Genomic DNA, 24,969 nt, shown 5'->3' on the forward strand with positions numbered 1-24,969 from the left:
CTATAATTAACATACCAATTTAAAACAACTGTCGAATGAAAATTAAATTTCTAATGCTTGGCCTATTGAGCCTTGTAACTGCAACAACTTTTGCACAAAAGAATGAAGTTAACAATGCACAAACTGAATACGAAAAATTTGAAGGTTTAAGGCAAGCACAACCTATGTTGGCTATACCAAGCTTAAAAAAAGCTAAAGAATCTATTGATAAAGCAACAACTAATGAAAAATCGGCCGCGATGCCGCAAATGTTTGCTGTAAAGGCTAATATCTATGGCACCCTTGCCGAATTGGACACGGTGGCTACATCATCGTTACCTTTATTCACAACTGCTGCTGAGGCTAACGCCAAAGCAAAAGAATTGGATACCAAAGGCGAAAACAAAAAATTGATTGATAACGCTAACATTATTTTAGCAAGATACCAACTTAACAAAGGGGTAAAAGAGTATGAAAAGGGCAAATACGATTTGGCTTACAAATCTTTTGATTTTTTCCGGGCTGCAATGCCAGAAGATACCAACGCTATACTTTATACTGGCTTAGCTGCATTAAACGCTAAAAACTATCCGGCAGCGATAACCAACTACAGTAAATTGGTCACCACCAAATACTCAAAAGCAGAGGCTGCTTACAGCGACCTTGTAGGTGTTTATTTAGATAATAAAGATACTACCGGTGCTGTGAAGGTTATAGGCGAAGGTTTGGCAAAATATCCAAACAACACAAGCCTTAGACGGACTGAAATTGAAATAAGCCTGCAACAGGGTAAACAAAAAGAGGTACTTGATAAAATTTTAAGTGCACAGGCAAATGATCCTAAAAACAAAAGCCTTTATTACTATGCAGGTTTGGTTTACTCTAATATTGGCGATGCAGCAGGCCAAAAAATAGCGAAAGCATCAGTGGCAGCTAAACCAGCTTTACAAGCTACTAAAGATCAAAATTTTGCCAAAGCAAGCGAAATGTACAAAAAAGCGCTGGAGATTGACCCAAGTTATTTTGAAGCTAATTTAAACATGGGTTATATCATTATATCGCCTGCAATTGATATTTACAACGGTGCAAATAAATTGCCAACAAGCCAACAGAAAGCTTATGATGCAGCGATGGCCAAAGCAAACGCACAGTTTGATCTGGCAAAACCTTATTTGTTTAAAGCAGTTGAATTACAACCTAACTCATACGACGCATTAAACAACCTGCGTACTTATTACCAGGGAAAAAAGGATAGCGCGAACTCTGCCAAAATTACTGCGCAAATTAACGCACTACAGAAAAAATAACTTCGATAGAAGAGGTATAATTAAAGCCTGCAAAATATGCAGGCTTTAATTAATGTTTTTTACTTAACATAATGTTAATTATTGGAATTAATATAATTGAAAGTTAGTAGCTGCAAGCTAAGATTTGAGGGATTTCAACGGTGCGTTTGGGTTATATAAATATAACAAATTCATATCAGTCGTAAATTGTCTGTCATAGGCCATATCAATCTATGATTGTCAGTAATGCAACATCTTTAGCCAGTAATAGTAATACTAATAAAAGTATTTTTTAGACTTGCTTAAATTTAAATCACACTACTATGGACTTACAACTCAAAAATAAAATAGCATTAGTTACAGGTTCAACGGCTGGAATTGGGTACGCCATCGCGAAATCATTGGCAACCGAGGGCGCAACCGTATACATCAATGGCCGCGATCAAGCTAAGGTTGATATGGTAGCTCAGAAATTAATTGCAGAAACAGGTAATCCAAATATTAAAGGCATAGCTGCCGATTTTGGCAATATAGCGCAAATAAATGCTCTGATCGAAGCTTTGCCCGAGGTTGATATCCTGATAAACAACGTTGGCATATTTGAGCCCAAAGAGTTTAAAAACATTACCGACGAAGATTGGATGCGCTTTTTTGAGGTGAATGTCTTAAGCGGCGTGCGTCTATCACGCGCATATTTTGATAAAATGTTGGCCAAAAACTGGGGACGTATCATATTTATTTCCAGCGAATCGGGATTGCAGATACCAGAGGAAATGATTCATTACGGAACATCTAAAACCGCCCAGATAGCCGTTGCCCGCGGCCTGGCCGAACTTACAAAACACACTAATGTTACTGTAAATACCGTTTTGCCAGGCCCAACCATGTCCGAGGGAGTTGGCGATTTTGTAAAAGCGCTTGCCAAAAATCAGGGTAAAACAGGTGACGAGATCGAAACTGAGTTTTTCTCTCACATGCGTGGCACATCCATCATAAAACGTTTCATAGAACCGACGGAAATTGCCAGCATGGTTACCTACATAGCCAGCCCACTTTCATCAGCAACCAATGGCGCTACTTTACGTGCCGATGGTGGCGTTATTAAAACAGCGTTTTAATTTTAAAATATATCTAACAAAAAATCCCGTGCAATTTGCACGGGATTTTTTGTTAGATATAAAGACCCAATTACATTTTCTTGGCGGTATCTTTTACTGCAGTATCTGTTTTAGCAGTATCTGTAGTTGATGCAGGTGCTACGGCAGCTGCAGAATCGGTTTTTGTGCTGTCGCTGCTACCGGTTTTTTTCTCAGAACTGCAACCTGCTGCAATTGAACCTATCATTGTCGCGACTAAGGCGAAACTTAAAACTTGCTTTTTCATAATAGTTGTAATATTAAAGTTGTGTGATTAAAATGTTCGTCATATTATAAACCCTTAAAAATCAACTTTGTTTACTAAAAGTTCCCTTTAAATGTTCAACGGATGCACTAAATGGCATATTTTCAGTGACTTTACATGTCAAAAAAACATTAATATTATTAAGCTAATCCAGTATTTTAAACGATATTTTTCTGATATTTAACGGTGATGGCAGTATCAGAACGCGCTTTAAAATGGATCATGCGCCTCTACCCTCCTTTGTTATTTCAGCGGATCTGGGTTGTTGGTTTCGACAAGGATTTCCGAGGTGTTAGTGTTAAGGTTTACAAGAGTATATTTAACCTAAACTATAATGGCTCAATTTTCGGCGGGACAATTTTTGCCGCGGCCGACCCATTTTACCCGGTTCTGTTCGACAGGATATTAAAAGCGCCGGGTAGCAGGTTTCGTATCTGGTCAAAATCATCGAGGATAGATTTTTTAAAACCGGCCCTCTCCTCTTTATCTTTCCGTATTTTATTGACTGATGTTGATATCGAAATGGCCTTAAAAACGTTAAATACCACCGGTAAGTATGAGAAGGTTTTCCCGGTAATGATATATAACAGCAGCAACGAAGTTTGCGCACAATTAATGAACGAGGTTTATATACGCGACCTTAGTTTTAACCAGACAGTAATCTTGTAATATGCCTGTTTTTATGAATGATGAAGCCTTCATCAAAAAAGGCTACCAGATCTCGATGGATGACTCCCTGTTAGATTTTGAGATGATTTTTAATTATCTTGACTGGCAATCGTATTGGGCTAAAGGTATGCCGCCCGAAAAACTACGCAAAGCGATAGAAAATTCGATGTGCTTTGGGGTTTATAAGGACAGCATCCAAGTTGGTTTTGCCCGTGTGGTTAGCGATAAAGCTACATTTGCTTATCTGTGCGATGTGTTTATTTTGCCGGCCAACCAGGGTGTTGGTTTATCCAAATGGCTTATGCAAAACATTATGGCCCACCCCGATCTGCAGGGGTTGCGCAGATGGTCATTAGCTACTTTGGATGCACATGGTCTATACAAACAATTCGGGTTTACCGAAATCAATAATCCCGAAAGATGGATGCAGATTTTTACGCCATATATTGCAGATTAACAAGGATTTGAAATGAATTTAAAGCGACAGATTTTTGAGGGCGAAGGCGTATCACTTGACTTTAAGAAAACTATAACCAGTTGCGAAAAAATAGCCAAAACTATGGTGTCGTTCGCTAATAACATTGGTGGCAGGTTATTAATAGGCGTGCTGGATGATGGTACTATTAAAGGTGTTAAGGCCGAAGATGAAGAACGTTATATGATAACAAAAGCAGCCCATTTTTTTGCACGGCCTGCCTTAGAGCCTATTTTTGAGGAAGTTTATTTTGATGGCAAACTGGTGCTTATTGTAGATATCCCTCAAAGTTCCGAAAAACCCCACTACTCACTTGCCGAAGATGGCAAATGGTGGGTTTATATTCGTGTTAAAGATAAAAGCGTATTAGCCAGTAAAGTTGTTGTTGAGGTGCTTAAACGTTCTGCCGATGATAAAGGGGTGCTAATAGAATACTCATCTAAAGAAAAAGCCCTTTTAGAACACCTGGATAAAGAAGAACGTATTACTGTTAAAGAGTTTTGCACCTTGCTAAACATTGGCCGCAGGCGTGCGCAACGTGTCCTGGTAGACCTCGTATTATCCGGCGTGCTACGGGTGCACACTACCGAGAAAGAAGAGTTTTACACAGCTTCCTGATTTACGGGGCTATTCGTTACTTTTGCTCCCCGCAAATAAATGAAAGCCCTGTACCAAAAATATCAATTTTACTACCGCGATAGCCTGAAACTGGCTATCCCTATTGTATTGTCGCAAATAGGCCATACATTGGTACATTTTTCGGATACCATCATTATAGGGCAATTTGCGGGTACAATTGCTTTGGCTGCGGTAGCATTATCCATCAGCCTGTTCATCGTACCTTTTGTAATGGCATTAGGTATAAGTTATGGTATTACCCCATTAATTGCCCAACATAACGGGCGTAAAAGTTACAGCGAGTGTGGCAGGTTGCTCAGTAATAGTTTAGTTTTGAACGTAATTACCGGGGTTGTATTGTTCACCATATTTTATGTCGCTGTCGAGTTTTTTATTGGAAAACTCCATCAATCGCCGGATGTTGTGCTGCAGGCTAAACCATTTTTGATTTTGCTGCTTGCATCACTTATGCCGCTGATGGTTTTCAATACTTTTAAGCAATTTGCCGAGGGCTTGGGCTTAACCAGGCAGGCCATGTATATCACCATTGTAGGTAATGTAATAAACATAGTGGTTGGTATAGTTTTAGTTAAAGGTGTGTTTGGCATAACGCCGATGGGCATTAAAGGCGTTGGTTATAGTACATTGATTGACCGTTGCCTGATGGCTGTTGCTATGTGCATCTATGTTTTCAGGTCGCCCAATTTTAAGAAATACCTAACTGATTTTGCTTTCAAGAATATCGATAAACAACGGATCAAACAGCTATTAAAGATAGGTATGCCGGTTGCTATGCAGTCAACCTTTGAGGTAAGCGCGTTTGGCGGGGCATCTATTATTATTGGCACCATTGGATCGGTACCACAGGCGGCGCACCAGATTGCGCTTAACCTGGCGAGTATGACTTACATGATGGCGGCCGGGGTTTCTTCGGCATCGGCCATACGGTCGGGTAATTACTTTGGCTCCGGAAATCATTATAAGTTGCGACTTTCTGCTATATCAAACTATCATATTGTGATCGTATTTATGTGTTGCACAGCCATCATTTTCACGATGCTAAACCAGGTACTACCGTGGATGTACACTTCGGATTTAAGCGTGATACACATTGCACAACAGCTACTCATAGTAGCCGCATTTTTCCAGTTATTTGATGGTACGCAGGTTGTTGGCCTTGGCATATTACGTGGTATGGGTGATGTTAAGGTACCAACCGTGTTAACGTTTCTGTCGTACTGGGTAATAGGTTTGCCGGTAGGCTATCTGTTGGGGATTACACTTGGTATTGGCGTGGTAGGTGTTTGGTTTGGGTTGGTGGCCGGTTTGGCCTCGGCATCATTGATGCTGTTTCTTCGCTTTCAAAAGATCAGCAGAAGTAATAACCTTCTTATTATCGACGATTTAAAAGTATAGATCGTTTGCTACACGATAGGTATTGCAATGCGCCTCCACAATATCTTTTATCTGTGGCGAATACCCGCCGCCCATGCTTACCTGCACCGGGATATTATGTGATTTGCATTGCTCAAACACAAATCGATCACGCTGTTTGCAGGCTTCTTTCGAAAGTGCCAGCTTGCCCAATTTATCCGATTCCAAGATATCCACTCCTGCTAAATAAAAAACGAGATCAGGCTTTTGATTCTCGATAAGGTTAGGCAAAGCGTCATACAAAAGGTTTAAATAAGCCTCATCTCCTATCCCATCGTCCAGCGGTATGTCAAGATCCGACCGCTCCTTCCTGAACGGGAAATTCTTATCGCCATGCATCGAAAATGTGAATACCCGCGGCTCGTTCCCGAAGATCTGCGCGGTGCCATTGCCCTGGTGTACATCTAAATCAATAATTAATATAGACGTGGCTAAATCGCTATTCAACAAATAGTTAGCAGCGATGGCCTGGTCATTCAGCATACAAAAACCCTCGCCCCAATTGCTGCCGGCGTGGTGAGTGCCACCAGCAACGTTAAAGGCCACGCCATATTCGAAAGCATAGCGGCAACCATCGATAGTCCCCTGCGCTATCCGCACCTCACGCTCTACCAATTGCGCGGATAATGGGAAGCCTATCCTCCGTTGCTCTCTTAGTGGTAAGGTAAGGTCTTGGAGTTGATGCCAGTAATCAGCGTCATGCGTTAGCAGAATAGTTTGTTCATCAACAGGTTCTGGCGAGAACAAATTGTCTTGTGTAATTATACCTTCATGCAGCAGTTGTGCAGGTATCAACTCATACTTTAACATCGGGAAACGATGGCCCGCCGGTAATGGGTGCGCATATATCGGGTCGAAAGCTATCTTGAGCATCTGTGCTTAGTCGGCAAATATCTCGCCAACGTGTTTTTCTATGTTCTCGCAGATGCTATCTAACGGTAAATCGTTGGCATCGTAACCAAACGGGTCTTCAATTTCTTCTGCAATCAATTCAATACTGGCAAACACGAACAGGATAAACCCGATGATCGGCATAATAAAATACTTCAGATCAAAAGCCCAGGTAAACGGTAGCGTCATGATATAAGTGAAGATAAACTTCTTGATAAACACACTGTACGAGAACGGGATCGGTGTTTTACGTATGCGCTCGCAGCCGCCACAAACATCTGTAAATGAAGTCATTTCGGCGGTTATGCTCACCAATTGCTCCGGGTTTATTTGCCCTTCTTTATTTAAACGGTAAACGTTTTTTATGATGGCCGATGCGATTTGGTTAGGAACATGTTTTGTACCATCGGTAGCTAATAAGGCTTGGTCGCCCGGCACATATTCATCACGTAAATGCTCCTTAAGAGCACGCGCGTAAAGTGGAATGGCATAGTTGAAGAATGCCGCGTCTTTATCATTTATAAGATGCTTAAGTTTCATAGCTAAATTGCGGCTATTATTTGTAAGGCTACCCCAGATCTTGCGCCCTTCCCACCACCTGTCATAAGCCGAGTTGATGCGGAATGCCAGCAATAAGGAGAATACAAACCCGATAGTTTGATGTACGTAGATCACTTTACGCAGGATGCTGGTCTCCTCCAGTTTCCAAACATCTATCAGCAAAAAGGTAACAACGCCCGCATAGATGCTCACCGAGAGCATCAGCGGAAACAACTCGCGCAGCGTATCGGCCTTATTAAACCTGAATATAAGCGAGAACCATTGCTTTGGATTGTAGTATATCATTTTATATTATTTAACAGCTTGCAGGGCCTTAAACAAGCACTCTGCAGCTTTGTAAACATCAACATAAGAGTTGTAAAGCGGCACCGGACTTACACGGATCACATCGGGCTCGCGCCAGTCACCAATTACGCCGTTATTTGCCAGGTAATTGAAAATCGCCCTGGCATCGCGTTTGCAAATTACCGATAGTTGGCAGCCTCGCTGTGTTTTATCCGTTGGTGTGATGATCTGATAAACATCTTCGCCGTATTTTTTATTTACCTCGCCTATGAGGTACTCCAGGTAACCGGTAAGCGTTTCACTTTTGGCACGCAACACCTTGATACCTCCAACATTTTCAAACAGTTCAAGCGATGCGCGATGCAGGGCCATTAGTATAATTGGACTTGTGCTTACATTCCATCCCTCTGCACCATTCTCTGCCTCAAAGCCGGGGGCCATTAAGAATTGCTTATCCTTTCTACAACCCCACCATCCCGCAAAGCGGTTGAGCGTAGTGTCATCAAAATGTTTTTCGTGCACAAAGATCCCGCTGATACCGCCGGGGCCTGAATTCATGTACTTATATGAGCACCAGCAGGCAAAATCTACATCCCATTCATGGAGTTTTAGCGGTACGTTACCTGCTGCATGCGCAAGGTCGAAACCAACTATGGCACCCGCGGCATGCCCTGCTTTAGTTATGGCCTCCAGATCAAAAAACTGACCTGTATAATAATTGATCCCGCTGAACATTACCAGCGCCAACTGATCTGCATTATCAGCTATTTGTTTAAAGATATCTCCGGCGCGTAAAGTGGTTTCTCCGGCGCGTGGAGATACCTCAATAATGGCATCTTTCGGGTCGAAACCATTAAATCGAACCTGGCTTTCCATGGCATATTGATCTGACGGGAAAGCGCCTGCCTCCATCAGTATTTTGAACCTTTTACCAGTTGGTTTATAGAAACTTACCATCAGTAAATGAAGATTTACTGTAAGGGAGTTCATTACCGTAATTTCGGTTTCTTTGGCACCCAAGATGTTTGATAACGGGCCGAGTAAAGACTTGTGGTATTTGAGCCATGGTTCATCGCCCATAAACCAGCCTTCCACCGCGTTATCCTCCCATGCGTCGAGCTGATCCTGCACATATTTTTTGGCTGAGCGGGGTTGTAAACCCAAAGAATTACCGCATAGGTAAACCGCAGTTTCGCCATTATGCTTAGGGATCAAAAACTCGTCGCGAAAACTTTGTAAAACGTCCTGCTCATCAAGTTGAAGGGCAAAAGCTAAGGTGTCGTGATAAATCATTAGCCAATATTACAAAAAAAGCTGTTTCTAAAAATTAATTAAATAACAAGGCCACAAAGATATCTTTGTGGCCTTGCCCGAATAATTTTAACTAATTTAATATTATAAAGCTATATCTCCGTGTTTGCCCTCGTCATATTGCTTTCCGGTTAGCCTGGCTTTAAGCATATTGAACAAAACCACCATACTGCTACTGCTGCTATCCCAATATTCGGCATCGGTAGGCACAATTTTAAGCAAGGTAAGTTTTGGGTCATCCAATCCCCCGGGGAAGAATGCCTGTATAAATGGGTTCCACAATTCTTTCATTTTGGCTTTATCGTCTACCAAAGATGCTTCGGCCACAATGCTCAAATAAGTGTGGTTTTTAATATCAGAATAAGTTAACGAAACCGTATTCTCTACCGAGATCTCACTTGCCTTTGGCGAATATTCGTTGGTAAAGAACCAAATGTTGCCTTCATCATCAATATCGGCAGTGCCCATCGGCCTGCTGTTAAAACCTTTTTCTTCATTATATGTGGTAAGCATAGCTGTTCTTACCTCTTTTACTTTATCCTGTAAATATTTCAGGCTCTCTGTTTTTGACCAATCGCTGCTCATCGTGTGTTTTAATTGTTATCAGAATGTGAAGATTAAACCAACAAAAAAATTATTTGTTGGGCTTACTTACATAAATATTTCCTTTTACATAAAAACGATATGGCAGCAAAGCGTCAGCACCCGCGTAATCAACCCCTATCCGCGGGCCTGCAGCAACCTCTTCATCAGGGAAGGTTAGCCCCCTGTCTTCTATCCAAATCACATCGCTTTGCAAGCTAACCGCATTTATTTTGCGGGAGATGCCCAACGCCTTAGCAACAGACCCCGGTCCTTTGGTAATATTGGGTTTAAGTGTTTCCATGTTGCGCCTACACATCATAACATCCAAACCATCAGTTGGTTGCACTGCCCTAATTAAAATAGCATGCGGGTGTCCTTCTTCTGATACCACCACGTTAAACATTTCGTGGATGCCATAGCACAGGTACACATATGATACCCCGCCTTGCATGTACATGGTTTGTGTGCGCGGGGTTACCCGGCCACCGTAAGAGTGTGCGGCCTTATCGTTAACGCCGGCATAAGCTTCTGTTTCAACAATATACCCACCGGTTAGTTCACCATCTATATTGGTGAAAAGATATTTACCGATCAGATCGCGGCTTATCGCCACTACATTGGGGTTATGGTAATAGCTGTCAGGTAGTTTCATTGTTATTTTAAGATATCGGCAAGCAAGGTGTTGATTTCATCGGCCTTATCAAACACCGTTATATGCGTGCCGCCTTCTATAACCGCTGTCGGGTTTTTAATGTTTTGGTGAGGGAAAACAAGGTCTTTATCGCCAATTATGTGATACAGGTTTGAAACCTCCATATCGTTTCTCCAATACAATACCGCGCGCATAGCCCATTTTATAAACACAGGCGACGAGTTACGCAACATGCTTTTAAATAACGCCAAGTCATCGGAACTCATCTTACCAAACATTCCCCTTATTAAAAACCCCAGATGCGTCATTAGTTTACCGGGGATGGCTTTGTATACAGGCAGGTTCCTGAAAAAACTAAAATACCACGGCGCTTCGCTATCTGTCTTGATACTTGAGATCAATACGACTTTATCCAGCTTCACCTGTTTGGCGATCTCAACAGAGATCATCCCACCAAGCGAAACACCAATTACAATTGCTTTATCTCCTATATGATATTGGTTTATAATGTCTTGAGAATAAGTAGTTAAAGTATCATTAAGTTTCGGAACAAACCATTCCACAAGCGTTACTTCGTAACATTCCGGGAGTTTAATATTCTTAAACAACCGGCTGTCAGCACCCAATCCGGCTATTAAATATACTTTATGCATTGAATTTTATTAATGAGATAATTTCATTAAGGTAGTTGGCATCTACTGCATCAAACTGGTTCAGTTCCGAGCTATCTACATCAAGTACACCTACTACTTCACCACGATGAATCAGTGGCAATACTATCTCGGACCGTGACAACGAACTACACGCGATATGCCCCGGGAAGTCTTCTACATCAGGCACTATCAATGTTTCAGCTTTGGCCCAGGAGGTACCACAAACGCCACGGCCTTTAGCGATCCGGGTACAGGCTACCGGGCCCTGGAACGGCCCCAAAACCAATTCATCCTGCTTTACAAGGTAAAAGCCAACCCAAAACCATTTAAATTGCTCTTTTAATGCGGCGGCGATGTTAGCCAGATTCGCCACCAGATCGGTTTCGCCGTCTAACAAAGCTGCTATTTGTGGGATGAGCGATCTGTATTGCTCATCTTTACTTGCTGATGTCGTGATTTGTAAGTCCTCTGCCATAAAGCAAATGTAATATGCCTGTGTTGAAAGTAAATAAGCCAAATCTCATATTTAATATTTTATTTTCGCAACAGATGATCGTTAGCCTCAGCATAGTACGTTACCGGAAAGCTTTTATACTGTTTGCCCTTTTGGCCATGGCTGTACACCGCCTGCCTATGATGATGCAGAATGGTTGTAGCTTTTGGAAGTTATTGGGTAGCGGCCGTAACGGTACTTTCGACCTGCAACCCGACTGGACACAATGGGGACTTTTAGCCGTATGGGATAATCGTGAAGCTTACGACAGTTTCGCCAAAACATCGTTTGTAAGCAAATGGTGGCAAACCCTGGGCACTGAGCGTTGGACACTTTTGTGTGAACCGATACAAAGCCACGGCAAATGGGATGGCAAAGAACCCTTTGGCAAACCAAATGTCAAAATTGAAGACGGGCCGATGGCGGTGCTTACAAGGGCAACTATTAAGATGAGCAGGTTGAAAAACTTTTGGTCGCATGTGGATGAGGTGGCAAACCTGATGGTTGGCGCGCCGGGCTATATCACCTCATTTGGGGTTGGCGAAGCGCCCATTTACCGGCAGGCAACCTTCTCGATTTGGGAAAGTATGGAACACATGAAAGCCTTTGCCTATGGTAGTAAACAACATGCCGAAGTGATCAAAAAAACACGCAGCGAGGGTTGGTATAGCGAAGAACTTTTCGCCCGGTTCCGCATCATCGAAACCACCGGTACCATCAACGGAGAAGATCCATTAGAAGCGTTGTTAAAACAAGAATTTACATCATGAGAATAATAGCAGAATTACCCCATCCCGATTTTAAAATATCTATCCTGAGCATGAACCAAAAGTTTATTGTGAAGATTGAACAAGGCACACTGGAACAGACATACAAGATCCCTGAAATGGATCTGACCGAGGGCGTAAACAGCGTTTTTGAATTGCTTGACGAAGCCTTTTTAAAAACAGTTTCGGCACGGTTTATAGAAATGGGCAAAGACTTTAGAGAGAGTTACTACAGATATAACTATTAGCGAATATAAAGTTCATAAATAACTGTAAAATAGTGACTTATATTTTACAAAACATTATCACAAAATTTAATTTGGCAAACGTTTAAGTATGAATAGTTTGATATTGCGTTTTCATTATCAACTGATAACCAACATCCTTGTAAGGTAAAACTCATAAAACGTTGAATATAAATCATATAAGTAAATAAAAAAATCATAACAGAATAATATTTGGGGTTAAATCATGGGTGATTTTCCTAGTATTTGAGACATGACTGCCGCCAATGGTGAATTTAAAAATCCGCGAATCGCGGCTTTCTTTATGACTTGTTTTTCATTAATTCTTCTACCAGCAAAGGCACCCCTACGGTGGCTTTATATGGCATCTCTACTATGCGTTTAATACCTGCAGTTGGTATATTTGGGTCGATGATATATTTGGTTACATCGCGTGGCAAATAGTTAATCAAACCGGCTGCCGGGTAAACCGCGAGTGAGGTGCCTACGAGAATAAAAATCTCAGCTGCTGCGCATATTCGGGCAGCCTTTTCTATCATTGGTACAGCCTCGCCAAACCATACCACATGGGCACGCAGTTGCGACCCCAGCTCGCATTATCCCCCATCTTGATCTCCCACCCTTCGATGGGATAAGTAAGGTTTGCCTTACTGCTTGACTGCGACCTGGTGATGATGCCGTGCAGGTGCATAACGTTGGTTGAGCCCGCCCTTTCGTGCAGGTCATCTATGTTTTGGGTGATGATGGTAACATCGTAATACTCCTGCAATTTAGAAAGGGCATAATGCGCGGCATTGGGTTCTGCCGCTAAAACAGATTTCCGGCGCTCGTTATAAAAATGCTGTACCATCTCCGGGTTACGCTCCCAGGCCTCGGGCGTGGCTACGTCTTCAATGTTATATCCCTCCCACAGCCCATCGCTATCCCTGAAGGTTTTTAAGCCGCTCTCAGCACTTATTCCCGCGCCGGTTAGCACTACTACTCTTTTCATAATTAGATTGTATTAAAACATCTGAACTCGAATTAATGAATTTAGGAATTCGGGTTCAGACAAACAAAAAAAGCGGTTAACCGTTGGCCAACCGCTTTTGTATATCGAGTTATTAACCTACAAAGCCAGTTGCCTTTTACCGCTAAGTGCTTCGTACCTGCTTTTTGCCAGTTCAAACCCACCGAAAAGAATGGCGCCATAAATAGCATCAGCAATAAGCATGTTAGTTTCGAACGGGTATATTGCTTTAACCAACAGCATACCGTAATTGGCCCAGGTATTTGGAATGCCGTAAACAAATGGCAAGTCCATAACTAACCAGTGAATCAAAACAGCTACTATAGACGCTGCAGCTACGTTAAGCACATTTACTTTTTTAATAAGTGTACCAACAAAGGTCATCAGCATAAAACAGCCATACATGAATAACGAACTGCTGTAAAACGTAAACTTACCCGCGTAGATGTAATTGATCACCACATCGCTTATTAATAGCGCCAGCAATGGTACTAAATAAGCTTTCCATTTATCGGTAAAATAAGCGCCGCCAAATAAGGCAACCGCACCAACCGGTGTAAAGTTGCTTAACGCGGGCACTTGAGTATTAACAATACGCATTGCAATGGCAGCAAGCACCATGGTTATAAGTACTGTTGTACGGGTATTGGTTTTCTGTAATGACATATTTTGTTACTGTAGCGCAAATTTATTGATAATACCCTGTAATATAAAATGCTATTTATTAACCAACATCACCCTACCCGGGCTTATACCTGTAGCTATCGTATATTCCTTTTTTCCGTTCCTGTCAAAAGCGGTTAACGTACCATTCGAGTTAAAATCTTTTGCATCGGTAACAAATATTTCACCGGTAAGTTCATCCGCCGCAAGGGCAAACGCGCTGGCGAAGATTGTACCATCGGTTACAAAATTATCTCTTTCTGGCTTTTGTGTTTTGGCGTTATAAACGGCGATTTTATTGTTGGCGGTAGGATAATAAACAAAATCACCAAGGGCCGCAATCGGGATATTGTAACCCAGGGCGACTGCAGGCTTTGATTTTACCAAGTCGGTTTTGTTATCGATAATGGTTAGCCCGGGTGCAATATCATTGAAGTTACCTAACGACAGTACGTAAACATTTCCATAAGTATCAGCGGTCATTGATACAGGGTCTTCAATAACATCTATTTTTTTAGTTTCGGCGAACGAAGTTAAATCGACAACAGATACCGTTTTATCGGGGTTACCAAAGCTTAAACCGCCCGAGTTGGCAACATACAACTTGTCATTTGATATTATCATTTGCTCTGGGTTACGGCCAACGGTAATATTTTTAGTGATTGTTAATAATGCAGTATCAATAACAGCCACTTTGTTATCATATGATGTTACAAATGCGTTGCTCTTGTAAAATACAACGTTACGGCATTGGTTTAGCGCAATTTCTTTGATGAGTACGCCGGTTTTTGCGTTTACTACTATGATATTACCCGAGTTATTTACGATGATGTACATTTTTGACCCGTATATGCCCACGTCATTCCCGGTGTCGCCTATTTTTTTGCCGGGGTTAGCGTTACCGTAAAAATCGCTGGTAAGCTGTTTGGTGGTGTAATTGTAAAAAGACAGGGTGCTGTTGTTAGCGCCATAGTTGCCCTGGTTTAAAATATACACGCCTGCCCGTTCGGCTGTGGGCTTGTCGGGTGTAACGTCAATGCGGTCCTTTGTACAGGCAGATAGTGCTGCTATTGCTACGGACAGAATGATTAGATTTTTTAGTTTAAATGATCTCATATCGATGTTGTGTTAAATTGTAATTTGAATTGATAAACGTACCGAACGGCCAGGCATTGGGTAACTCTGCACGAAAAAATAGCTTTTATTTAACAGATTATTTACTTCCATTGATGTTTGTAATGCTCTATTTTTAATAGCTTTATGATAAACAATTGAGGCATCGCTAACAGAATATCCCGGTATACGGTCGGCAGGCAAATTATTATTTGTGTAGTACCTTTCGGACGCGTAAACCTGGTTATAATAAATTCCGAATGCGCCATGGTTAACACCTGCATAAACAGATAAGGTGTTTTTAGGCGTGTAAGGCAACCGATTTAAGTACACTGATGAGGCAGGATCGGTTACGTTGAGTGCCTGTAGGTAACTGTAATTTATAAACAGCGATGCTTTATAATTTGTAGCGATAGCAGCCTGCGTTTTCAACCCTGCATCAAGTCCTTTCATATCAACCTTACCAAAGTTTTGGATAGACCCATTATAGGCGTCCTTAGGGATAAATACGATCTTATTAGTCACATCGTTATAATAGGCGTCGGCAGTAAGTGTTAGGTATTCGAAAAAGCCGTTTAGCGCTTTAGTATAGGTTAAGCCGGCATCATATTGATTGGTATATTCGGGTTTTAGGTTTGGGTTGCCGATGCCGCCGTAATACAGGTCGTCAAACGTAGGGTTGCGGAAGATGCGTTTGTAAAAAGCCCGGATGTTAAAATTGGGGTTTTTAAACGGCTGCAAAGCGGCCATTATCGTTGGCGAAAAGTTATTTCGCGCCGGCGCACCTCTGCCGGTTTTAACAGTCTCGGTTATGTTGGTATTCAATAAACTACCCTGAAGCTTTAGCCTTCCTATATTGAAGTTACTTGCGAGTACGTTAAACAACGACACCCTTGTTGGATAACTGAACTGCGGGTAAGGATAATTAAAATCGATATCAAGATGGTTAACAACCACGTCGGTAGCGTAAGACACCCTCCAGTTAGCATTAACTTGCCAGGAAAGTGCCGCTGACTGGTAAAACTCGCGCTGAGTAAATTGCTGGTCTAACCGCCCCTGCACATTTAAAAAATCGGGGTTTAGGTATCGCAGATAATTTTCTGATAATTTGGTATTCATCAATAAACTCAACCCGTTTTTCCAAATACGCCTATAGCCGCCTTGTATAAAAAAATCACGGTTCCACAGCCTATCTTGTGACGGCACAGGATTATCTTGAATAACCGCTCCCGGCAATCCACGTTGCGAATGATAGTAATTAACATGCAGGTTAAACTTGCTACTGTCGTTTTTAGCCCAATACAAGGCGCCATCAACTTGTTGAGCGGCAATGTCTGCATTGGTTCGTGTTCGCACCGTATCGGGGCGGTTAATGTTGTTGTGGAATTTATATCGCCCGTTGGCATTTTCGGTATAGGCATTTACAATAACCTGCCAGTTGCTACTTAGGCGTTGCTGCCATTGCAGGTATGGGTTTATTAGCCCAAAGCTCCCTCCTTTAATGCCAAATAGTAGCTGATATGGTTTATTCGCCGCTAAATTTGGCTTTATGGTTTGTATACTAAGTACGCTTGCAGAAGTATAACTACGTGCCGGTTGTAAAATATCTATCGGCTGGCCGTTGTATAGGGTGATTTGCTGTACGTTGTTTAGATTTAGTTTACTAAGATCAACCTGGCCGGTTTGCGCATCATTGATCTGTACGCCGTCATACTGTACCGCTGTATGATTAGCCCCCATACCCCTTACCGAAACTGTTTTTAAACCACCAATACCCCCGTAATCCTTTACCGTAACCCCCGAAAAATTTTTAACCGCATCCGCAATATTGAATGCGCTGTATCTGGCGAAGTCTTTATTAGTAACCTGTTGTGTTGGGATAAGTAATTGCACTTTAGGCACCGGAGTGGCTTTTACCGCCACTTCTTTTAGTTTTTTGGTGGTATCGCTTTGCGCTAAAATAGCATTTGAAATAAACAGACAAATACCCGCAAGCCATAACTTCTTCCCTGTTAAGAAAAACGTTGCTGACCTGAAAATATCAAAGTAACCGTTTACCATGCTGATGCTAAATACATCACAGCCCGCAAAAAGGAAAAATACAGGAATGGAAATACACCGCCTATGAAGAGCATTCACACCCAAGCTTCAATCCCCGAAAGCTATGAATAATATGATGCTGAGGCAGGTATTCTGACTTGCTCCCCTTTTGCCCTGCCTTCCCATCCCGGAAACCCGGCACAGTGGCAATTTTGAACGGACATTGGTTAAACGGAGCTTACAGCTGCGGGACAGTTACAGATTTACACTGTATTCCCTTTTAATCCTGCTGTAAAATGCTTCACAGGCAGGAACCTAAAGCGCTGCAAATGTAGCATTAGAAACTGTAACAGCCAAAGCAATTATTATTGCCGGTTAAAATAATTTCAATTAAAGAAAACCCGCTGTAAGTTAACGTGTTTAATAATTACAAACGTATTTAACATGACAACATCAGCAATGCAAAACAGGTACCGCGGACCTGCCGAAAACCAGGAGCCAAGTTTAAACTTGTCTACCGCCGAGCGTACCATATCTATAGCAACAGGCATTAAACTTTCTTTATCTGGTTTTAAGGGATTGTTCAAAAGCCCATTTTCCAGTATCATCAAACTTGGCGCGGGCGGTTACCTGCTAAACCGCGGGCTTACCGGCCATTGCGAATTATACTCGCGCATGGGCCGCAACAGTACTGAACCCGTGAACGTGAACATCCGCACATCATACCACATTGATAAGCCAAGGCAAGAAGTCTACGATTTTTGGCGTAAGCTGGATAACCTGCCCCTATTTATGAAACACCTGGAGAGTGTGGATGTTATTGACAATAAACGGTCTCACTGGGTATTAAAACTCCCTATAGGTTCTGCTAAAGTAAGCTGGGATGCCGAGATCGTTCGTGATGAGCCGGGTTACAGCATCGGCTGGAGTTCGATACCAGATTCGTTGATAGACAATGCCGGTAAAGTACGTTTTCAGGATAGCGTGGATGGCAGTGGCACTTTAGTGGATATTATTATTAGCTACCGCCCGCCTGCAGGTGGTTTTGGAGGTGGCATCGCACATATACTTAACCCTGTATTTAAAAGCATGGTCGATAGCGATGTACGCAACTTTAAACAATATATGGATATCGATGGAGGCATCGCTTCGGATGTATCGTACATAAATGATAACGACTATGCCGAACCCGTAGCTATTGTGATAGAAGAAACTATTATAGAAGATGATGCGTCGGAATATACCCCATCTAATGACACTAACGAACCAATATCCCCCTATCGCTCGCATATTGAGCCGATTGAAAACAAACCTAACAGCGGTGCTGACAACGCGGTAATGTAGTTGTTATCACACTACAAGTTTTATAAACAAAAAAGGCCTTCTGAATAATCAGAAGGCCTTTTCTTATGAAGTATGCTGTTATTATTTTACAGCATCAATGATAGCTTTGAAAGCATCAGGGTGGTTCATCGCTAAATCGGCCAATACCTTACGGTTTAAACCAATTTCTTTTGCGGCTAACTTACCTATTAATTGAGAGTAAGAAATACCGTGCTGGCGTGCACCTGCGTTGATACGTTGGATCCATAAAGCCCTAAACTCGCGTTTTTTGGTCTTACGGTCACGGTATGCGTATTGCAAACCTTTTTCAACTGTGTTTTTAGCAACGGTGTAAACCTTGCTTCTTGAACCCCAATAACCTTTGGCGAGGTTCATGATCCTTTTCCGGCGTCTTCTCGACGCGACTGCGTTAACTGAACGTGGCATGTTGTGTTGTTTTTGGTAGTGAGTGTCCCTCTCGGAAGCTTCTGTACTCTAATACCTGGTTAAAAAATTTGTTTGATTACTTGCCTATGCAAAGCATACGTTTTACGTTACCTAAGTCAGCTTTAGATACCAAGCTGGTGTGACTAAGGTTACGCTTACGTTTAGTCGACATCTTGGTTAAGATGTGACTTTTGAATGCGTTTTTTCTGGCAATTTTACCGGTTCCAGTAAGCCTAAAGCGCTTTTTTGCACTGGAATTGGTTTTCATTTTTGGCATAACTCTATTTATTTGTTTTTAGATGATTTACGTTATCTCAACGTTTTATTTTAATCGCAGCTGCATACCAACGCACCTGCCTTAATTATTACTTTTTCTGCGCTTTTGAAGCAAGCGTTAAAAACATACGTTTACCTTCCAGCTTTGGTAATTGCTCTACTTTACCTAAATCTTCTAATGCCTGTGCAAAACGCAGCAATAATATCTCGCCTTGTTCTTTGTAAACAATTGCACGGCCCTTAAAGTGTACGTAAGCCCTTACTTTTTCGCCGGCTTCCAAAAACTTCTGCGCGTGCTTCAATTTAAATTCAAAGTCATGGTCATCAGTGTTAGGCCCGAAACGGATCTCTTTAATAACGGTTTGCTTGGCGTTGCTTTTGATCTCTTTAAGCTTCTTCTTTTGCTCGTAAACGAATTTATTGTAATCGGTTACTTTACAAACGGGAGGTACTGCGTTTGGAGAAATCTCAACCAGGTCAAGTTCTTGTTCCTGAGCAATGGCAAGTGCATCTCTTAACGAGAATATACCCTGCTCAACGTTGTCACCTACAAGGCGCACTTCCTGTGCCCTAATAAACTGGTTGATGTTGTGTTCGGCTTCTTTTTTCTTAAATGGAAGCCTTGGTCCTCTGTTGAAAGGTTTGTTTAAAGCCAAGTTATACTGTTATTTCTTTAATTATTTGTTGTTTAAAATCTTCAATACTCATGCTGCCCAGATCGCCGGTGCCATGTTTGCGTACAGAAACCAACCCTTCGGCAGCCTCTTTTTCGCCCACAATAAGCATATATGGGATCTTTTTAACTTCAGCGTCGCGTATTTTACGACCGATTTTCTCATCTCTAAAGTCAATCAGCCCGCAAATATCGGAATCTTTTAATTCATCTGAAAGTTTTTTTGCATATTCTTCATATTTTTCAGATATGGGCAGGATAATAAATTGCTCAGGCGACAGCCAAAGTGGGAAGTTACCGGCACAATGCTCTATCAATACGGCAACAAAGCGCTCAAGCGAGCCAAATGGTGCGCGGTGGATCATTACCGGGCGGTGTTTTTGGTTATCGCTGCCGGTGTATTCCAGTTCGAAACGTTCTGGCAAATTATAATCTACCTGGATGGTTCCTAACTGCCATTTACGGCCAAGGGCATCCTTCACCATAAAATCCAGCTTAGGGCCGTAGAAAGCGGCTTCGCCATATTCTACAATGGTGGTCAGGTTTTTCTCGGCAGTAGCCTCGATGATAGCGCTTTCGGCTAAAGCCCAGTTCTCGTCGGTTCCAATATATTTGGTTTTGTTATTAGGGTCGCGTAGTGATACCTGTGCAGTATAACTGTCAAAACCCAAAGCAGCAAACACATATAATACAAGGTCGATAACCTTTTTAAACTCTTCCTTAACCTGGTCGGGGCGGCAGAACAAGTGGGCGTCATCCTGGGTAAAGCCACGTACACGGGTTAAGCCGTGCAGCTCGCCGCTTTGTTCGTAACGGTAAACGGTACCAAACTCTGCCAAACGAACCGGAAGGTCCTTATATGAGCGTGGTTTTGTTTTATAGATTTCGCAGTGATGCGGGCAGTTCATCGGTTTTAAGAAGAACTCCTCTCCTTCCTGCGGGGTTTTTATCGGCTGGAATGAATCTGCACCATACTTTTCATAATGGCCCGATGTTACATAAAGGTTTTTATGGCCGATATGCGGTGTAATAACCTGCTCGTAACCAGCTTTTGCCTGTGCTTTTTGCAGGAAGTTAGTCAAGCGTTCGCGCAAGGCAGTACCTTTTGGCAACCACAATGGCAAGCCCATGCCTACCTTTTCGCTAAACGCGAATAATTCTAATTCTTTACCTAATTTACGGTGGTCGCGTTTTTTTGCTTCCTCAATCAAGTGCAGGTAATCAGTCAACTCACTCGCCTTAGGGAAAGTAACACCGTAGATACGTGTAAGCTGTTTACGGCTTTCATCACCACGCCAGTAAGCACCGGCAACACTCATCAGCTTTACAGCTTTGATGCTGCCTGTGTTAGGAATATGCGGGCCACGGCAAAGGTCGGTAAAGTTACCTTGTGTGTAAAAAGTAATGCTGCCATCTGGCAGGTCCTTCAAAAGGTCGAGCTTATACTCATCCCCTTTTTCGGTAAAATATTCAATAGCATCGGCTTTGCTAACCGGTTTGCGGATGTATTCGCTTTTGGTTTTAGCAAGCTCAATAACCTTATCTTCAATTTTCTTAAAATCGTCTGATGAGAATGGCTCGTCGCCAAAGTCAACATCGTAATAAAAGCCGGTTTCGATAGCCGGGCCGATACCGAACTTTGTACCCGGGTACAAAGCCTCTAATGCCTCGGCAAGTAAGTGGGCAGATGAGTGCCAGTAGGTTGATTTACCTTTGGCATCGTTCCAGGTTAAAAGCTTTACTGCCGAATTTTCTTCGATAGGGCGGCTTGCATCCCAAACCTCGCCGTTTACTTCGGCCGCCAATACATTACGTGCTAAACCTTCGGAGATAGACAGCGCTATCTGCATGGAAGTGATCCCTTTGTCGTATTCTCGAACGGAACCATCAGGAAGTGTAATACTAATCATCTACAACTATGATTTAAATTTTTAATAATAAGTGAATTATAATCAATCGCATACTAACGCGATCTATACTTAGCGCAAAAATAGGATTTTATTTATACAGGGAAAGTAAATTGTGCTTTTTGATAAAGACGGGCAACGGATATCAAACCCGCATCAAATCGCTTGTTAGATTTTCGAGCTACGGCTTTTTTTAAGTATTTTCATTGCAAATAAGAACCATCACAACAATAACACTTACACCACATGATCATTTACGGCACCAGATCCAAAATTATTAAAACGGAATATATAGCAGAACCTTGCCCTAATTGCAATACCCTCAACAGTATGCAAATGAATATTGCGCAAAAATGGGCACACATCTTTTGGATCCCTTTTTTTCCGATCGGTAAAACAGGCGTATCACAATGCACACACTGCCAGCAGGTTTTGGCGTTAAAAAACATGACGCCGATGTTGAAACTGAGTTACGAGAACATGAGATCTGACACTAAAATTCCGTTGTGGACTTTCTCTGGTATTGCCGTCATCATCGCAATTTCTATTTTCGTTGTTATCCATGAAAAGCAAAACGCCGATCGGATAACCAAGATGATCCCCACGCTGCAGAAGAATGATGTGCTCCATTTAAAACTGGCAAATAACGCTTACAGTCTTTCGAAAGTTACAGGCATACATGGAGATAGTGTATTTTTTGTAAACAATAAGTTTCAAACAGACGTCGAAACCGGTTTGGATGATCTTAAGAATAAGAAGTACGATACCGAGGAAAGGTTTTTTACCATAAGCGAAATAAAGGATTTATATAAAAAAGATGAGCTTTTAGATATAGATAGGAAATAGTTTCAGCTGACCACAAACTCAAACACTTAACCATTATTAAATTATAGCTCCCTAATCAAAAAAGCCCCTCGCTATTTGCAAGGGGCTTAAATATGAGTTATCGTTTATTGGTAATATTATTTATTAAAGTGGCCGATAATTAGACTTGCCAATTCAACACCTATCCGCTCCTGGGCTTCGTTTGTGGCGGCGCCAATGTGCGGGGTAAGCGAAATTTTGGGATGAGATAAGATCTCGGCACGAGGGGTTGGCTCATTATCAAACACATCTAACGCAGCGTATGATACCTGGCCGCTGTTTAGGGCGTCTATCAATGCTAATTCGTCGATCAAACCACCACGTGAAATATTGATCAGTTGAACGCCTTTTTTCATCTGAGATAATTCTTCGGCACCAATAAGAGCTTTATCAATAAATGGCGTATGCAATGTGATGAAATCGGCAGTTTTGATGATCTCGTCAAGTGTTGATGTTTTGACAGTTACGCTAACTTTAGTACCGCCTGTACCCAAAACAATTTCAACCTCGGGGTTGAACGGGAATAGATCATAAGCGATAACGTCCATACCCACGCCTATCGCTATTTTAGCAACCTCGCGGCCAATGCGGCCAAAGCCTACTATACCTAATGTTTTTCCACGCAGCTCAACACCTTTGGCATAAGCTTTTTTAAGATCGTTAAACTTGGTGCCACCATCAAGGGGCATTTTGCGGTTGCTATCGTGCAGCGAACGCACGCCTGTAAACAATTGCGCGAAAACCAGTTCGGCAACAGACAATGACGATGAAGCAGGTGTGTTATACACGCCAAGGCCTTTGCTTTTAGCATAGTCAACATCAATATTATCAACACCTACACCACCGCGGCCAATAAGCTTCAGATTAGGGCAGGCATCAATTAAAGCCGCGCGCACTTTGGTAGCACTGCGTACGGTAATAGCATCAAACTCCTGTAAACGCACAGGTAATTCATCCTGCGGGATGTTATTTGTTTCTACAAAGAATCCGGCATCTTCCAACATTTTTTTACCAATTGGGTCGATACCGTCGTTAGCTAATATTTTGATCATTTTGTTTGTGATTAGAGGTTAGAGACCAGTGGTTAGGAAAAGAGGATTAATCTCTAATCACCAACCGCTGATCACTAATTGTTATTTATTTTTCTCAGCAAATTCCTGCATGGTTTCAATCAGCACGTTTATGCTGCTAATTGGCAATGCATTGTATATGGATGCGCGGAAACCACCTACACTCCTGTGGCCTTTTAAACCAACAATGCCTTTTTCGTCGCAAAGTTTCAGGAATGGTTTTTCGTGCTCGGGGTTCTCGGCAACAAAGCAAACGTTCATGCGTGAGCGGTCTTCATCAGCAGCCACGGCTTTAAACAATGGGTTGCTATCAATTTCGGCATATAGTGCTTTTGCTTTTTCGTTGTTTTCAACTTCAATAGCAGGTACGCCACCCTTTGCCTTTAACCATTTTAGGGTAAGCATAGATACGTAGATAGCGAAACAAGGGGGCGTATTGTACATCGATCCGCCTTCTATCTGCACCTGGTAGTTAAACATAGCCGGGATATTGCGGCCTGTTTTGCCTAAAAGGTCGTCCTTAACAATTACTAAGGTAACACCTGCGGGACCCATATTTTTTTGAGCGCCTGCATAGATCAAACCAAAATCGGCTACGTTAACGGTGCGGCTAAAAATATCTGACGACATATCGCATACCAACGGAACAGGTGACTTAGGAAACTCCTGCATCTGCGTACCGTAAATGGTATTATTTGATGTGATGTGTAAATATGCAGCATCCGCAGGGATGGTATAACCTTTAAGGATGTAAGTAAAATTGCTTTCTTTTGAAGTGGCAACAACCTCTACTCCGCCAAAAAACTTAGCCTCTTTTAAAGCCTTGTTTGCCCATACGCCACTCTCCAGGTAAGCGGCTTTGCCACCCTCCGGTAAAAGATTGTAAGGCGCTAATGCAAACTGTGTGCTTGCACCACCTTGTAAAAACAAAACTGAGTAACCAGCCGGTACGCTGTAAAGTTCTTTAACTAAGCCAACTGCCTCATCTAATACGGCTTCAAACTCCGGCGATCGGTGCGAAATTTCAAGCAGGGATAGCCCCGTTCCGTTAAAATCAATTACTGCTGCTGCAGCCTGTTGTAAAACTTCGTTAGGTAATATGCCGGGGCCGGCACCGAAATTGTGTTTCATAATATTGGATAAACTATATATTGGACTAATAACTAATTATCAACTTTTTATAAAGGAAGGCCGAAGATAATAAATCCGACAACTTTAATAGACTATTTTTTATAATTTTATAAAAAAGGAGTTTAAAATAGCATAACGGCTTTGTTTG

Annotated in this window: 29 protein-coding genes and 1 riboswitch; of the genes, 10 read left to right on the forward strand and 19 right to left on the reverse strand. The window is 42.1% G+C overall.

The annotated features are described in order from the left end of the window. Window positions 1-35 precede the first annotated feature (35 nt). Window positions 36-1,286, forward strand: coding sequence for a tetratricopeptide repeat protein (locus ACVW0P_RS04875; RefSeq protein WP_457131079.1), 1,251 nt, complete (start codon window positions 36-38; stop codon window positions 1,284-1,286). Window positions 1,287-1,588: 302 nt separating this feature from the next. Further along, complete coding sequence (locus ACVW0P_RS04880) at window positions 1,589-2,383, forward strand: SDR family NAD(P)-dependent oxidoreductase (RefSeq protein WP_457131080.1); 795 nt, start codon at window positions 1,589-1,591, stop codon at window positions 2,381-2,383. A 70-nt stretch (window positions 2,384-2,453) separates the two neighbouring features. Here the strand turns inward: ACVW0P_RS04880 and ACVW0P_RS04885 are convergent, their stop codons facing one another. Beyond that, window positions 2,454-2,648 carry a hypothetical protein gene (locus ACVW0P_RS04885; RefSeq protein WP_457131081.1) on the reverse strand — a complete coding sequence of 65 codons (195 nt, stop codon included), beginning with the start codon at window positions 2,646-2,648 and terminating at the stop codon, window positions 2,454-2,456. A gap of 207 nt (window positions 2,649-2,855) precedes the next feature. On the opposite strand from ACVW0P_RS04885, the gene ACVW0P_RS04890 reads away from it, so the two are divergent. The 4 genes from ACVW0P_RS04890 to ACVW0P_RS04905 are packed head-to-tail and all read left to right on the forward strand — an operon-like array spanning window position 2,856 to window position 5,844. Then, on the forward strand, window positions 2,856-3,335 hold the full coding sequence (locus tag ACVW0P_RS04890; RefSeq protein ID WP_457131082.1) for a DUF4442 domain-containing protein: 480 nt from the start codon (window positions 2,856-2,858) through the stop codon (window positions 3,333-3,335). Between the two features lie 13 nt (window positions 3,336-3,348). After that, window positions 3,349-3,792, forward strand: a complete 444-nt coding sequence (locus ACVW0P_RS04895) for a GNAT family N-acetyltransferase (RefSeq protein ID WP_457131083.1) — start codon at window positions 3,349-3,351, stop codon at window positions 3,790-3,792. 12 nt (window positions 3,793-3,804) lie between these two features. Beyond that, complete coding sequence (locus tag ACVW0P_RS04900; RefSeq protein WP_457131084.1) at window positions 3,805-4,428, forward strand: AlbA family DNA-binding domain-containing protein; 624 nt, start codon at window positions 3,805-3,807, stop codon at window positions 4,426-4,428. Window positions 4,429-4,467: 39 nt separating this feature from the next. Next, window positions 4,468-5,844 (forward strand): MATE family efflux transporter, encoded by a 1,377-nt coding sequence (locus ACVW0P_RS04905; protein WP_457131085.1) that lies wholly within the window; start codon window positions 4,468-4,470, stop codon window positions 5,842-5,844. On the opposite strand, the gene ACVW0P_RS04910 is transcribed toward ACVW0P_RS04905, so the two are convergent. The 7 genes from ACVW0P_RS04910 to ACVW0P_RS04940 form a co-directional block, all read right to left on the reverse strand. Next, window positions 5,833-6,735, reverse strand: coding sequence for a histone deacetylase family protein (locus ACVW0P_RS04910; RefSeq protein WP_457131086.1), 903 nt, complete (start codon window positions 6,733-6,735; stop codon window positions 5,833-5,835). The two genes, ACVW0P_RS04905 and ACVW0P_RS04910, sit on opposite strands and share 12 nt — an antisense overlap. 6 nt (window positions 6,736-6,741) lie before the next feature. Continuing rightward, window positions 6,742-7,599: a bestrophin family protein gene (locus ACVW0P_RS04915; protein WP_457131087.1), complete on the reverse strand. Its 858-nt coding sequence runs from the start codon at window positions 7,597-7,599 to the stop codon at window positions 6,742-6,744. A 6-nt stretch (window positions 7,600-7,605) separates the two neighbouring features. Next, entirely contained in the window at window positions 7,606-8,892 is a 1,287-nt protein-coding gene (gene kynU / locus ACVW0P_RS04920) for a kynureninase (RefSeq protein WP_457131088.1), read from the reverse strand. 102 nt (window positions 8,893-8,994) lie between these two features. Beyond that, complete coding sequence (locus ACVW0P_RS04925; RefSeq protein ID WP_354430540.1) at window positions 8,995-9,495, reverse strand: pyridoxamine 5'-phosphate oxidase family protein; 501 nt, start codon at window positions 9,493-9,495, stop codon at window positions 8,995-8,997. A gap of 49 nt (window positions 9,496-9,544) precedes the next feature. Next, on the reverse strand, window positions 9,545-10,147 hold the full coding sequence (locus ACVW0P_RS04930) for a DNA-3-methyladenine glycosylase (RefSeq protein WP_457131089.1): 603 nt from the start codon (window positions 10,145-10,147) through the stop codon (window positions 9,545-9,547). A gap of 2 nt (window positions 10,148-10,149) precedes the next feature. Beyond that, window positions 10,150-10,800 (reverse strand): alpha/beta fold hydrolase, encoded by a 651-nt coding sequence (locus tag ACVW0P_RS04935; protein WP_457131090.1) that lies wholly within the window; start codon window positions 10,798-10,800, stop codon window positions 10,150-10,152. Beyond that, window positions 10,793-11,275, reverse strand: coding sequence for a GAF domain-containing protein (locus tag ACVW0P_RS04940; RefSeq protein ID WP_457131091.1), 483 nt, complete (start codon window positions 11,273-11,275; stop codon window positions 10,793-10,795). The genes ACVW0P_RS04935 and ACVW0P_RS04940 overlap by 8 nt, the downstream gene beginning before the upstream one ends. Before the next feature lie 74 nt (window positions 11,276-11,349). Between ACVW0P_RS04940 and ACVW0P_RS04945 the strand changes: the two genes are divergently transcribed. Then, the gene (locus ACVW0P_RS04945) at window positions 11,350-12,063 is read left to right on the forward strand and encodes a DUF3291 domain-containing protein (protein ID WP_457131092.1); all 714 of its coding nucleotides are present in this window, start codon (window positions 11,350-11,352) and stop codon (window positions 12,061-12,063) included. After that, window positions 12,060-12,308, forward strand: coding sequence for a hypothetical protein (locus ACVW0P_RS04950; protein WP_457131093.1), 249 nt, complete (start codon window positions 12,060-12,062; stop codon window positions 12,306-12,308). The genes ACVW0P_RS04945 and ACVW0P_RS04950 overlap by 4 nt, the downstream gene beginning before the upstream one ends. A 299-nt stretch (window positions 12,309-12,607) precedes the next feature. Here ACVW0P_RS04950 and ACVW0P_RS04955 read toward each other — a convergent pair whose 3' ends face one another. From ACVW0P_RS04955 to ACVW0P_RS04975, 5 genes are all read right to left on the reverse strand, one after another. Continuing rightward, a complete protein-coding gene (locus ACVW0P_RS04955; protein WP_457131094.1) occupies window positions 12,608-12,844 on the reverse strand; it encodes a hypothetical protein in 237 nt (78 codons plus the stop codon). After that, window positions 12,841-13,296 (reverse strand): SIR2 family NAD-dependent protein deacylase, encoded by a 456-nt coding sequence (locus ACVW0P_RS04960; RefSeq protein ID WP_457131095.1) that lies wholly within the window; start codon window positions 13,294-13,296, stop codon window positions 12,841-12,843. Before ACVW0P_RS04960 ends, ACVW0P_RS04955 begins: the two co-directional genes overlap by 4 nt. Window positions 13,297-13,413: 117 nt before the next feature. Next, window positions 13,414-13,980, reverse strand: coding sequence for a DUF6580 family putative transport protein (locus ACVW0P_RS04965; protein WP_457131096.1), 567 nt, complete (start codon window positions 13,978-13,980; stop codon window positions 13,414-13,416). A 51-nt stretch (window positions 13,981-14,031) separates the two neighbouring features. Continuing rightward, entirely contained in the window at window positions 14,032-15,093 is a 1,062-nt protein-coding gene (locus tag ACVW0P_RS04970) for a DUF5074 domain-containing protein (protein WP_457131097.1), read from the reverse strand. 12 nt (window positions 15,094-15,105) lie between these two features. Further along, complete coding sequence (locus tag ACVW0P_RS04975; protein WP_457131098.1) at window positions 15,106-17,151, reverse strand: TonB-dependent receptor plug domain-containing protein; 2,046 nt, start codon at window positions 17,149-17,151, stop codon at window positions 15,106-15,108. Window positions 17,152-17,256: 105 nt separating this feature from the next. Beyond that, a riboswitch (cobalamin riboswitch) is annotated at window positions 17,257-17,464 on the reverse strand. A 110-nt stretch (window positions 17,465-17,574) separates the two neighbouring features. Between ACVW0P_RS04975 and ACVW0P_RS04980 the strand changes: the two genes are divergently transcribed. After that, on the forward strand, window positions 17,575-18,474 hold the full coding sequence (locus ACVW0P_RS04980) for an SRPBCC family protein (protein WP_354430550.1): 900 nt from the start codon (window positions 17,575-17,577) through the stop codon (window positions 18,472-18,474). An 81-nt stretch (window positions 18,475-18,555) separates the two neighbouring features. On the opposite strand, the gene rplT is transcribed toward ACVW0P_RS04980, so the two are convergent. The 4 genes from rplT to thrS all read right to left on the reverse strand — a co-directional run bounded on the left by rplT (window position 18,556) and on the right by thrS (window position 21,759). Continuing rightward, window positions 18,556-18,900, reverse strand: coding sequence for a 50S ribosomal protein L20 (gene rplT / locus ACVW0P_RS04985; protein ID WP_067059791.1), 345 nt, complete (start codon window positions 18,898-18,900; stop codon window positions 18,556-18,558). A gap of 76 nt (window positions 18,901-18,976) precedes the next feature. Continuing rightward, window positions 18,977-19,177, reverse strand: a complete 201-nt coding sequence (gene rpmI / locus ACVW0P_RS04990; RefSeq protein ID WP_067059792.1) for a 50S ribosomal protein L35 — start codon at window positions 19,175-19,177, stop codon at window positions 18,977-18,979. 88 nt (window positions 19,178-19,265) lie between these two features. Beyond that, the gene (infC, locus tag ACVW0P_RS04995) at window positions 19,266-19,832 is read right to left on the reverse strand and encodes a translation initiation factor IF-3 (RefSeq protein WP_354430551.1); all 567 of its coding nucleotides are present in this window, start codon (window positions 19,830-19,832) and stop codon (window positions 19,266-19,268) included. 1 nt (window position 19,833) lies between these two features. Next, entirely contained in the window at window positions 19,834-21,759 is a 1,926-nt protein-coding gene (gene thrS, locus ACVW0P_RS05000; protein ID WP_457131099.1) for a threonine--tRNA ligase, read from the reverse strand. 333 nt (window positions 21,760-22,092) lie between these two features. Between thrS and ACVW0P_RS05005 the strand changes: the two genes are divergently transcribed. Next, entirely contained in the window at window positions 22,093-22,602 is a 510-nt protein-coding gene (locus tag ACVW0P_RS05005) for a hypothetical protein (RefSeq protein ID WP_457131100.1), read from the forward strand. A gap of 116 nt (window positions 22,603-22,718) precedes the next feature. On the opposite strand, the gene ACVW0P_RS05010 is transcribed toward ACVW0P_RS05005, so the two are convergent. After that, the gene (locus tag ACVW0P_RS05010) at window positions 22,719-23,672 is read right to left on the reverse strand and encodes a D-2-hydroxyacid dehydrogenase (protein ID WP_457131101.1); all 954 of its coding nucleotides are present in this window, start codon (window positions 23,670-23,672) and stop codon (window positions 22,719-22,721) included. 81 nt (window positions 23,673-23,753) lie between these two features. Continuing rightward, window positions 23,754-24,821, reverse strand: coding sequence for a 3-phosphoserine/phosphohydroxythreonine transaminase (gene serC / locus ACVW0P_RS05015; protein WP_457131102.1), 1,068 nt, complete (start codon window positions 24,819-24,821; stop codon window positions 23,754-23,756). Between the last annotated feature and the right edge of the window lie 148 nt (window positions 24,822-24,969).

The sequence above is a fragment of the Mucilaginibacter sp. UYNi724 genome (genome assembly GCF_054057495.1).

What these genes read in the sequence shown, in the direction of transcription:
- ACVW0P_RS04930 (WP_457131089.1), bottom strand. Translation starts at nt 10,147, where the DNA reads ATGAAACTACCTGACAGCTATTACCATAACCCCAATGTAGTGGCGATA.
- thrS (WP_457131099.1), bottom strand. Translation starts at nt 21,759, where the DNA reads ATGATTAGTATTACACTTCCTGATGGTTCCGTTCGAGAATACGACAAA.
- ACVW0P_RS04925 (WP_354430540.1), bottom strand. Translation starts at nt 9,495, where the DNA reads ATGAGCAGCGATTGGTCAAAAACAGAGAGCCTGAAATATTTACAGGAT.
- rplT (WP_067059791.1), bottom strand. Translation starts at nt 18,900, where the DNA reads ATGCCACGTTCAGTTAACGCAGTCGCGTCGAGAAGACGCCGGAAAAGG.
- ACVW0P_RS04960 (WP_457131095.1), bottom strand. Translation starts at nt 13,296, where the DNA reads ATGAAAAGAGTAGTAGTGCTAACCGGCGCGGGAATAAGTGCTGAGAGC.
- ACVW0P_RS04885 (WP_457131081.1), bottom strand. Translation starts at nt 2,648, where the DNA reads ATGAAAAAGCAAGTTTTAAGTTTCGCCTTAGTCGCGACAATGATAGGT.
- ACVW0P_RS04940 (WP_457131091.1), bottom strand. Translation starts at nt 11,275, where the DNA reads ATGGCAGAGGACTTACAAATCACGACATCAGCAAGTAAAGATGAGCAA.
- rpmI (WP_067059792.1), bottom strand. Translation starts at nt 19,177, where the DNA reads ATGCCAAAAATGAAAACCAATTCCAGTGCAAAAAAGCGCTTTAGGCTT.
- ACVW0P_RS04895 (WP_457131083.1), top strand. Translation starts at nt 3,349, where the DNA reads ATGAATGATGAAGCCTTCATCAAAAAAGGCTACCAGATCTCGATGGAT.
- ACVW0P_RS04900 (WP_457131084.1), top strand. Translation starts at nt 3,805, where the DNA reads ATGAATTTAAAGCGACAGATTTTTGAGGGCGAAGGCGTATCACTTGAC.
- ACVW0P_RS04975 (WP_457131098.1), bottom strand. Translation starts at nt 17,151, where the DNA reads ATGGTAAACGGTTACTTTGATATTTTCAGGTCAGCAACGTTTTTCTTA.
- ACVW0P_RS04945 (WP_457131092.1), top strand. Translation starts at nt 11,350, where the DNA reads ATGATCGTTAGCCTCAGCATAGTACGTTACCGGAAAGCTTTTATACTG.
- ACVW0P_RS04905 (WP_457131085.1), top strand. Translation starts at nt 4,468, where the DNA reads ATGAAAGCCCTGTACCAAAAATATCAATTTTACTACCGCGATAGCCTG.
- ACVW0P_RS04880 (WP_457131080.1), top strand. Translation starts at nt 1,589, where the DNA reads ATGGACTTACAACTCAAAAATAAAATAGCATTAGTTACAGGTTCAACG.
- serC (WP_457131102.1), bottom strand. Translation starts at nt 24,821, where the DNA reads ATGAAACACAATTTCGGTGCCGGCCCCGGCATATTACCTAACGAAGTT.
- ACVW0P_RS04875 (WP_457131079.1), top strand. Translation starts at nt 36, where the DNA reads ATGAAAATTAAATTTCTAATGCTTGGCCTATTGAGCCTTGTAACTGCA.
- kynU (WP_457131088.1), bottom strand. Translation starts at nt 8,892, where the DNA reads ATGATTTATCACGACACCTTAGCTTTTGCCCTTCAACTTGATGAGCAG.
- ACVW0P_RS04915 (WP_457131087.1), bottom strand. Translation starts at nt 7,599, where the DNA reads ATGATATACTACAATCCAAAGCAATGGTTCTCGCTTATATTCAGGTTT.
- ACVW0P_RS04910 (WP_457131086.1), bottom strand. Translation starts at nt 6,735, where the DNA reads ATGCTCAAGATAGCTTTCGACCCGATATATGCGCACCCATTACCGGCG.
- ACVW0P_RS04935 (WP_457131090.1), bottom strand. Translation starts at nt 10,800, where the DNA reads ATGCATAAAGTATATTTAATAGCCGGATTGGGTGCTGACAGCCGGTTG.
- ACVW0P_RS04980 (WP_354430550.1), top strand. Translation starts at nt 17,575, where the DNA reads ATGACAACATCAGCAATGCAAAACAGGTACCGCGGACCTGCCGAAAAC.
- ACVW0P_RS04970 (WP_457131097.1), bottom strand. Translation starts at nt 15,093, where the DNA reads ATGAGATCATTTAAACTAAAAAATCTAATCATTCTGTCCGTAGCAATA.
- ACVW0P_RS04890 (WP_457131082.1), top strand. Translation starts at nt 2,856, where the DNA reads ATGGCAGTATCAGAACGCGCTTTAAAATGGATCATGCGCCTCTACCCT.
- ACVW0P_RS04950 (WP_457131093.1), top strand. Translation starts at nt 12,060, where the DNA reads ATGAGAATAATAGCAGAATTACCCCATCCCGATTTTAAAATATCTATC.
- ACVW0P_RS04965 (WP_457131096.1), bottom strand. Translation starts at nt 13,980, where the DNA reads ATGTCATTACAGAAAACCAATACCCGTACAACAGTACTTATAACCATG.
- ACVW0P_RS05010 (WP_457131101.1), bottom strand. Translation starts at nt 23,672, where the DNA reads ATGATCAAAATATTAGCTAACGACGGTATCGACCCAATTGGTAAAAAA.
- ACVW0P_RS05005 (WP_457131100.1), top strand. Translation starts at nt 22,093, where the DNA reads ATGAATATTGCGCAAAAATGGGCACACATCTTTTGGATCCCTTTTTTT.
- ACVW0P_RS04955 (WP_457131094.1), bottom strand. Translation starts at nt 12,844, where the DNA reads ATGATAGAAAAGGCTGCCCGAATATGCGCAGCAGCTGAGATTTTTATT.